Source organism: Micromonospora sp. U56 (assembly GCF_018070095.1).
Classification (GTDB): domain Bacteria; phylum Actinomycetota; class Actinomycetes; order Mycobacteriales; family Micromonosporaceae; genus Micromonospora; species Micromonospora purpureochromogenes.
Window position 1 is genome coordinate 1 of record NZ_JAGPYL010000195.1, and the last position, 7,638, is coordinate 7,638.

A 7,638-nucleotide genomic window follows, 5' to 3' on the forward strand; every position below is an offset into this window, starting at 1 on the left:
GTACGTCTGCCACAGCACGCCGCCGACCATGCCGGGATAGAGGGCGCTGAGCAGCCCGCCCACCCGCCCGGCTCCCCGGCCGTAGACGTCGCGGCCCTGTTCGCTGGTGGCGGCCACGCCGAAGTCGACGACCTCACCGTCCTGGGTCACCGGCAGCAGCCAGCTGCACCCGGACGGCATCGCCGCCAGCACCTCCCGCACCGCCGCCACGATCGGGTCGTCCACCGACCAGGTCACCACCCCGGCAGGTGTGGTCGGCACGCCCTCGTCTGCCACGCGAGCAGCGTAACGATCCGTCCCCGGGACAGCGGTCCCCGGCGAGCCCCGGCCGGCGGGTCGAGGCATCTCCGTCCCGGCCCACGTCGATCCGCCTCAGCGGTGTGCACCGCCGGCGATCCCGCTATCGGCGGCCCGCTGCAATTGCCAGTCTCTGGCAACAAGTTCGCGTCAGCTCTCGACAGCCCCTCTTCACTGGTGGAGAAGCGGCGACAGATCTACCCGACCGGGCACAGTCCGGAGTGGAACCCGCCGGCCGACTGGCACCTGGCGGCGTTGCGCGCCGCCGGCTTCAGCGAGGTCGGCGTGCTCTGGCGCAACGGCGCGGACGCCGCCGTGGCCGCCCTGGCCTGACTGGCCGCGCAGGGGCCCGGGCCACCTCACCTGGCACCGATGACGACCACCCGCGCCCAGTCCGGCGGCGAGTCCGGCACGTAGTCGGGATCCGCCTCGTCCACCGGCCGGGCGCGGGGAAACAACCCCACCACCGTCCGGCACGACGGCCGCGAGGTCGGCCAGGGCGTCTGACCGTCGGTCAGCACCACGACGACGTCCGGTCGGGGCCGGCTGCGCAGGGCCCGGGCGAAACCCGTCCGCAGGTCCGTTCCCCCGCCGCCCACCAGCGGGATGTCCTCGGCGCGACACAGCGGATGCACGACCCGGGCCGCCGCGTCGCACGGCAGCACGCTGACCAGGTCCCGCCGCCCGCCCACGGCCCGGGAGATGGCGGCGACCTCCAGCAGCGCGCTGCCCAGCTCGGCGTCACTGACCGACCCCGACGTGTCGATCACCACGCAGACTCGAGGGGGCGTGCGCCGCAGGCTCGGCAGGATGGCGCCGGGCACGCCGGCGGAGCGCCGCGACGGCCGTCCGTAGGTGTAGTCCTCCCCCACCCCGGGCGCGGAGGCCGCCGAACGGACCGCCGCGCCCAGCAGGTCCCGCCACGGCTGCGGTGGGTGGAACGCCTCCTCCGCCCACCGTCGCCAGCCCGCCGGCGTGGTCCCGGGCCGGGCGGTGATGCCCTCGGCCACGCGGAACCGCACCGCGTCCCGCTCCTGCGCGGTGAGCCCGTGCGCGCCGTCGGGTCCCAGGTCCCACCCGCGCTCCAGCCCGTCGGCCCCGCTGCCGCAGTCCAACCAGGCCAGGTCCTGGGTATCCGGCCCGAGCCGGAACTGGCGCAGGTAGTCCTCCATCAGCTCACCCTCGGGCAGTCCCAGGTGCCGTGGATCGACGGCCCCGTCGGGCCGGGCCAGGCCGTCACCGAACACGTCGTCGTTGATCTCGAAGTCGGCGGCGATGTTCATCCGCAGCCGTTCCCCCGGCCCGGTCAGGCCGCGTTCGCGCGCCACCCGGTCGCTGCGCCCATGGTGGTCGCGCAGCAGGTGCGAGACCTCGTGGACCCACACCCCGGCGAGTTCCTCCACCGGGGTCCGGTCCACGAACGCCGGTGCGACGTAGCACCGCCAGTGCGGGTCCACGGCCATCGTCGGCACCTGCCGCGACGGCACCACGTGCAGGGCGAACAGCGCCGTCGCCAGGTAGGGCCGGACCCGGGCGGCGTGCAGCCGGGCGGCGAAGAGCTTGTCGAGGTCCAGCATGTCGGTGCGGTCGGCGATCACCGGCCGGCCCCCGCGGCGGCGGCCACCCGGGCCGCCGCCTCGTCGGCCCGCCGGGACAGCGACACCGCGCCGGCGAGCCGCTCGATCGACGCCGGAACGTCCCAGTCCTCGCGGCGCAGCGCGGCGAGGGTGGACGCGGGGACTACCACCAGGTCCGGGGCTCCCGTGTCGAGCGCCCGGACCAGCAGCGTCCACGCCGCGTCCCAGCGGGACTTCTCCGGACGCCGGCGCACCGCCTCCACCACGCCGTCCAGCACGGCCTGGCGCAGGTCACCCCGCTCCGGGAGGACGGCGGCGGCCGGATCGGCCAGCAGCACCTCCGGGTCCGGCAGGTCCATCCGGTCCATGCTGGCCAGCAGCTCCAGCCCCGGGCCGTCCCCGACGGCGCCCCTGACCAGCATCGACAACACGTCCCGGGAGGTGCCCGCCGCGGTCGCGAAGGCGACCAGGCGCAGCGTCATCTCCCAGCTCCGCGGCGACGGCCAGGCGCCGCCCCGGCGACCTTCGGTGGTGGGCAGCCGGTGCACCAACGTCGGCCGGGCCGACAGCAGCCCGCACACCGCGCGGCGGGCGAAGGCGACGGCCGCCGACAGCCGCCGCGGGTCGAGCCGGGGCAGGGCCGCCCGGGGCCAGGTTCCGCCGAGGCCGCGTACGACGACCTCGTGGTCGTGGGTCCACTGGAGATGGACGAAGCGGTTGGCCAGCGGCGGGCTCAGCTCCCAGCCGTCCGCGGCCGAGGAGCGCGGATTCGCGGCGGCCACGATCCGCACGCCGGGCGGCAGTCGCAGGGCGCCGATGCGGCGCTCGAGCACCAGGCGGAGCAGGGCGGCCTGCACGGCCGGCGGCGCGGTGGACAGCTCGTCGAGGAAGAGCAGCCCCCGGCCGGCGCGGACCAGGCGCACCGCCCAGTCCGGCGGGGCCATCGGCACACCCTGCACGGCGGGGTCGTCGCCGACGACCGGCAGCCCGGAGAAGTCGGACGGCTCGTGGACGCTGGCGATCACCGTGGTCAGCGGCAGGTCCAGGGACGCGGCGAGCTGGGTCAGGGCCGCGGTCTTGCCGATCCCCGGCTCGCCCCAGAGCAGCACCGGCAGGTCGGCGGCGACGGCCAGCGTCAGGGCCTCCAACTGGGTGTCGGGGCGCGGTTCGGTGGTGGTGTCGCCCAGCAGGGCGAGCAACTCGGCGGCGACGTCGAGCTGGGCGGCTTCGGCGGAGATGTCGGTCGGCATGGGCATGTGTGATCACCTTTGGGTTCGTGGCGGGTGGGACAGCGCGGCGGGGTCGGACCCACGGGTCAGCGCGTGGTGCCGTGGCGCGGGCGGGAGCGGCGGTCACGGGTCCGGCGACGGTCCGAATGCTCGGGACCGGGCCCGCTTCCGGCGAGCCCCGCCCGGAACAGCCCGTACGTGACCCGCCGCGACGCGGCCGTCTCCAGTTCGTCGCGCAGCGCACCGGCGCGCAGCAGCGCCGCGGGGCCGAGCAGCGCCTCGACGGCGGCCAGCGCGCCGGCGGTGTCGCCGTGGTCCAGCCGGGCGCGGACGTCGTCGAGGCATTCCGGGTGGCGGTGCGCCTCGTCGATCGCCCGCAGGCAGGCGAGCGGGGTGCCGGTGAGCGCGGCCAGCAGTTCCTCCCGGCGGATCTCGGCCTGGTCGTGGTCCAGCGCGACCAGCACCCCGTCGACCAGGCCGATCCGGTGCTGGGCGCCCCGGCACCGGACGAGCCGTGGCTGACCGGCCCGCTGCGGCACCCACGGCACGCCGACCGCCGGATGCTCGGGTGCCAGTGCCGAGGCCACCAGCGGGTGCAGCCGGTCGACCTCGATCAGCCCGGCGCGGAGCAGTGCCAGGTCCGGCAGCACCCAGGTCGCCGCGTCCGGGAGCACCGGCAGCTCCTCGGCGCCCCGCCGGGCTGGCGACCGGAGGATGCCTCCGTCCGGAGCCAGCTCCAGGACGAGCCGACGCCGGCCGCCGAGTCGTACGTTGACGGCACCGTCGGTCCGGCCCTCGGCGCGGAGCAGGATCGCGGCCTCGGCCGCCCACCGATTCACGCGGTCGAGACCTGGCGGCGCCGCCTCCGACGGACCGGCGTTTACTGCGGCGAGGCGGTCGGCGGGCAACCGGTCCGCTCCCGACCGCGTCCTCAGCTCGGCGGCCCGGCGCGCGTCCCAGAGGTGACGGTGCAGGTCGAGACGGAACCGACGGTCGGGGTGTGGATGGGGGTGACGGCCGTCCTGGTGGCCGTCCCAGAGCGCCAGACTGAATCGCTGACCGGCGTCCGCCCATGCTGGTGGCGTGCGGGCCACCAGGTGCACGGGGGCGTCGCCGTCGCGTCCGGCCTCTTCGTACCGGGCGAGCGCGATGGTCAGGCCGGGGCGCAGCAGCCCGTCAGGGGCGATCCTCGGCAGGTGCCAGCGCAACAGGTCGGGCGCCAGCTCCCGGAGGTCGGCCCGGACCCGGGCCGCGAGTTCCCGACCGTGGGTGCGGGCCACCGCGCGCAGGCTCGGGTCGACGTCGACGCGCGCGGCAGCGCACGCCCCGGCCCAGTCGCCGACGCGGCGACGGGCGGTCGCAGTCTCGATCATGGACGGCGGCACGGCGAACTCGCGCACGCGCCGCCACAAGGAAAGGCGAGAATCCGCATCCGCGGCCCGGGAGTGCATCAGCACTCACCTTGCGCGGACGGGACCCCCAATCTGCCACGAGGGGTCATCATCGCGAGGGAGCATACCGCTCCTCACACCAACTCTGCCAAGCGTTTCGCGCCGCCCCGGATGCCGGGCGCGCCTCGTTCGCCGTCACCCCGTCCGGCGCCGCCGCCCGCCTCCACCCGACTTTTATTGCGCCGTAATATTGACGCGCCCTGATGGGATTGGGAAGGATTCCTTACCGGGACGAGGGCGATCCCGCACCGAGAGGGTGCGGGCGGCCGACTCCCGTAGGGAGGCACCACATGAGTTCCTGCTGGCGCAGCCGCGTCGCACTCGTCGGAACCGTCGTCCTGGCCGCATCGCTGCTGCCGGCGTCCTCCGCTTCGGCCGCGAGGACCCAGACCGTCACCGTCGCCGCGGACCGGATGGTCCAGACCGTCGGCGAGGGTGGCCGGGCGGAGGTCGCCGTCTCGGTGACCACGTCGGACGGACGCCCGTTGGCGGCCCCGACGACCGTCCGCTACACCACGGGCAGCGGCACCGCCACCGCCGGCGCCGACTACGCCCCCGCCGCCGGGGCACTGACCTTTCCGGCCGGCAGCCGGTCCGGCACCGCCCGGCCGATCACCGTCACCGTCCACGGCGACCGGACCGCCGAGACGGCCGAGACCATCCCACTGACGCTCGCCACGGCCTCCACCGGCGCCACCGTCGACGGTCAGCCGGTCCTGGTGGTCAACGCGCACGGCCTGCCGTACCTCGACCGGAGGCTGCCGGTCGACCGGCGCGTCGCCGACCTGCTCGGTCGGATGACGGTCGAGGAGAAGATCGGCCAGATGACCCAGGCCGAGCGGGCCGCCGTGGCCGCGGATCCCACGCTGGTCGCGCAGTGGCGGCTCGGTTCCGTGCTGTCCGGCGGGGGCTCGACGCCCGCCACCAACACGCCGGCCGCCTGGGTCGACATGGTCAACGAGTTCCAGGCGCAGGCGCTGAGCACCCGACTGCAGATCCCGATGATCTACGGCATCGACGCCGTGCACGGGCACGGCAACGTGTACGGGGCCACCGTCTTCCCGCACAACGTCGGCCTCGGGGCCACCCGCGACCCAGCCCTGGTGGAGCGGATCGGGCACGCCACCGCGACCGAGGTGCGGGCGACCGGCATCCCGTGGAACTTCGCTCCGTGCGTGTGCGTCTCCCGGGACGAGCGGTGGGGGCGCAGCTACGAGAGCTTCGGTGAGGATCCCGCGCTGGTCATCCCGATGGAGACCGTCATCGACGGCCTGCAGGGACGCCGTGCCGGCCAGCTCGACGACGCCGACCGGGTGCTGGCCACCGCCAAGCACTACGCCGGCGACGGCGACACCGACTACGACGAGGCCACCGCGGCCGCCAACGAGGGCAAGCCGTGGTGGGAGCAGCGGTACCCCATCGACCAGGGCGTGACGGTGACCGACCGGGCCCACTTCGCCCGGACCGACCTCTCGCCCTACGGTCCCGCCCTGTGGCGACACCACGTCGGCAGCGTGATGCCCTCCTTCTCCAGCGTGGACTGGACCGAGGACGGCCTCGGCAACCCGACGAAGATGCACGCCAACCGGGAGCTGCTCACCGACGTCCTGAAGGGCCGGATGGGCTTCGACGGGTTCCTGATCTCCGACTGGGAGGGCATCCACCAGATTCCCGACCCGGCCGAGCCGACCAACACCGGCCTGACCGCGTACAAGGTCCGGGTCGGCGTGAACGCCGGCACCGACATGTTCATGGAACCGAACACCGCCCCGCAGTTCGAGGAGCTGCTCCTGGCCGAGGTGACCGCCGGCCGGGTCAGCCGGGCCCGCCTCGACGACGCCGTGCGGCGCATCCTGCGCAAGAAGTTCGAGCTCGGGCTCTTCGAGCAGCCGTACGCCTCGGCGGCGAACGTCGACCAGGTCGGCAGCGCGAAGCACCGGGCGATCGGCCGGGACGCGGTGGCGAAGTCGCAGGTGCTGCTGAAGAACAACGGGCGGGCGCTGCCGCTGCGCCGCGACGCCAACCTGTACGTCGCCGGCCGCAACGCCGACGACATCGGCAACCAGGCCGGCGGCTGGACCATCACCTGGCAGGGCCAGTCGGGCGACCTCATCCCCGGCGCCACGATCCTGGAGGGCATCCGGCAGGTGGCGCCGCAGGCCCGGGTCACCTACAGCGCGGACGCCACGGCGCCCACCGCCGGCGCCGACGTCGGCGTGGTGGTGGTCGGCGAGACGCCGTACGCCGAGGGGTACGGCGACGTGGGCGGCCCGGAGTGCGGCTGGTGCTCGACGCCCCAGCAGGAGGAGAAGTCGCTGCGCCTGCAGCCCGCCGACCAGGCGGTGATCGACAAGGTCTGCGCCGAGATCGAGACGTGCGTCGTCCTCGTGGTCTCCGGACGGCCGCAGATCGTGACGGACCAGCTCGGCAAGATCGACGCCCTGGTGGCGTCGTGGCTGCCCGGCAGCGAGGGCGCCGGGGTCGCCGACGTCCTCTTCGGCCGGCGGCCCTTCACCGGCCGCCTCCCGGTGACCTGGCCGCGCAGCGAGGCCCAGGTGCCGATCAACGTCGGCGACCGGGACTACCAACCGCTGTACCCGTTCGGCTGGGGACTGCGGACCGACCACGGCCGGTCCGGGCTGGCGGCCGTGGCCGACCAGCGGCCGGAGCTGCGCGCGGCGCTGGCGCCGGGCAACTGGAACGCCGACGGCTCACTTGGCAACGCGCCGGAGGTGCTGCGGCCGCTCGGCCGGCAGCTCGGCACGGGTCAGGGCTCCGCCGCGCGGAACGACGCGATCCTCGCGGTGGCCCGCGAGGCCGCCCAGTCCGCGGTCGTGCGGGGAAGCGCGCCGGCGGACTGGGCGACGCTGATCGCCGAAGCCGACCGCGCCCAGCTCGCCGACGATCCGGTCCGGGCGTTCACGCTGTTGGCCCGCGTCGCCACCTGACCGGGCCGGCCGCGCCGGTGACCGGCGCAACCCCGGGTGCCGCCGCACGCGGCACCCGGGGTCCGCCGGCCGGCCCGGGTGCCGGGCAGCGCGTCAGCGCGCGGGCGGGTACGACCCGGCTGCCCGCCCCGCGGGG

General features: G+C 75.2%; 5 protein-coding genes and 1 pseudogene. 2 read left to right on the top strand and 4 right to left on the bottom strand.

All coding sequences use genetic code 11. From position 1 onward, the window contains the following. Positions 1 to 276: pseudogene (locus KBX37_RS32695) on the bottom strand (phosphatase); the annotation flags it as partial. Between the two features lie 198 nt (positions 277 to 474). Between KBX37_RS32695 and KBX37_RS35100 the strand changes: the two are divergent. Then, complete coding sequence (locus KBX37_RS35100) at positions 475 to 630, top strand: hypothetical protein (RefSeq protein ID WP_247659439.1); 156 nt, start codon at positions 475 to 477, stop codon at positions 628 to 630. Positions 631 to 656: 26 nt separating this feature from the next. Here KBX37_RS35100 and KBX37_RS32705 read toward each other — a convergent pair whose 3' ends face one another. From KBX37_RS32705 to KBX37_RS32715, 3 genes are read right to left on the bottom strand one after another with little or no spacing between them, the layout of a single operon-like run. Next, positions 657 to 1,874, bottom strand: coding sequence for a VWA-like domain-containing protein (locus tag KBX37_RS32705; RefSeq protein ID WP_210779699.1), 1,218 nt, complete (start codon positions 1,872 to 1,874; stop codon positions 657 to 659). A gap of 17 nt (positions 1,875 to 1,891) precedes the next feature. After that, a complete protein-coding gene (locus tag KBX37_RS32710; protein ID WP_210779697.1) occupies positions 1,892 to 3,130 on the bottom strand; it encodes a MoxR family ATPase in 1,239 nt (412 codons plus the stop codon). Positions 3,131 to 3,189: 59 nt separating this feature from the next. After that, positions 3,190 to 4,554, bottom strand: coding sequence for a hypothetical protein (locus tag KBX37_RS32715; RefSeq protein WP_210779698.1), 1,365 nt, complete (start codon positions 4,552 to 4,554; stop codon positions 3,190 to 3,192). A 290-nt stretch (positions 4,555 to 4,844) separates the two neighbouring features. Here KBX37_RS32715 and KBX37_RS32720 point away from each other — a divergent pair, with 290 nt between their 5' ends. Then, complete coding sequence (locus tag KBX37_RS32720) at positions 4,845 to 7,502, top strand: glycoside hydrolase family 3 N-terminal domain-containing protein (protein WP_247659440.1); 2,658 nt, start codon at positions 4,845 to 4,847, stop codon at positions 7,500 to 7,502. Positions 7,503 to 7,638: the final 136 nt, after the last annotated feature.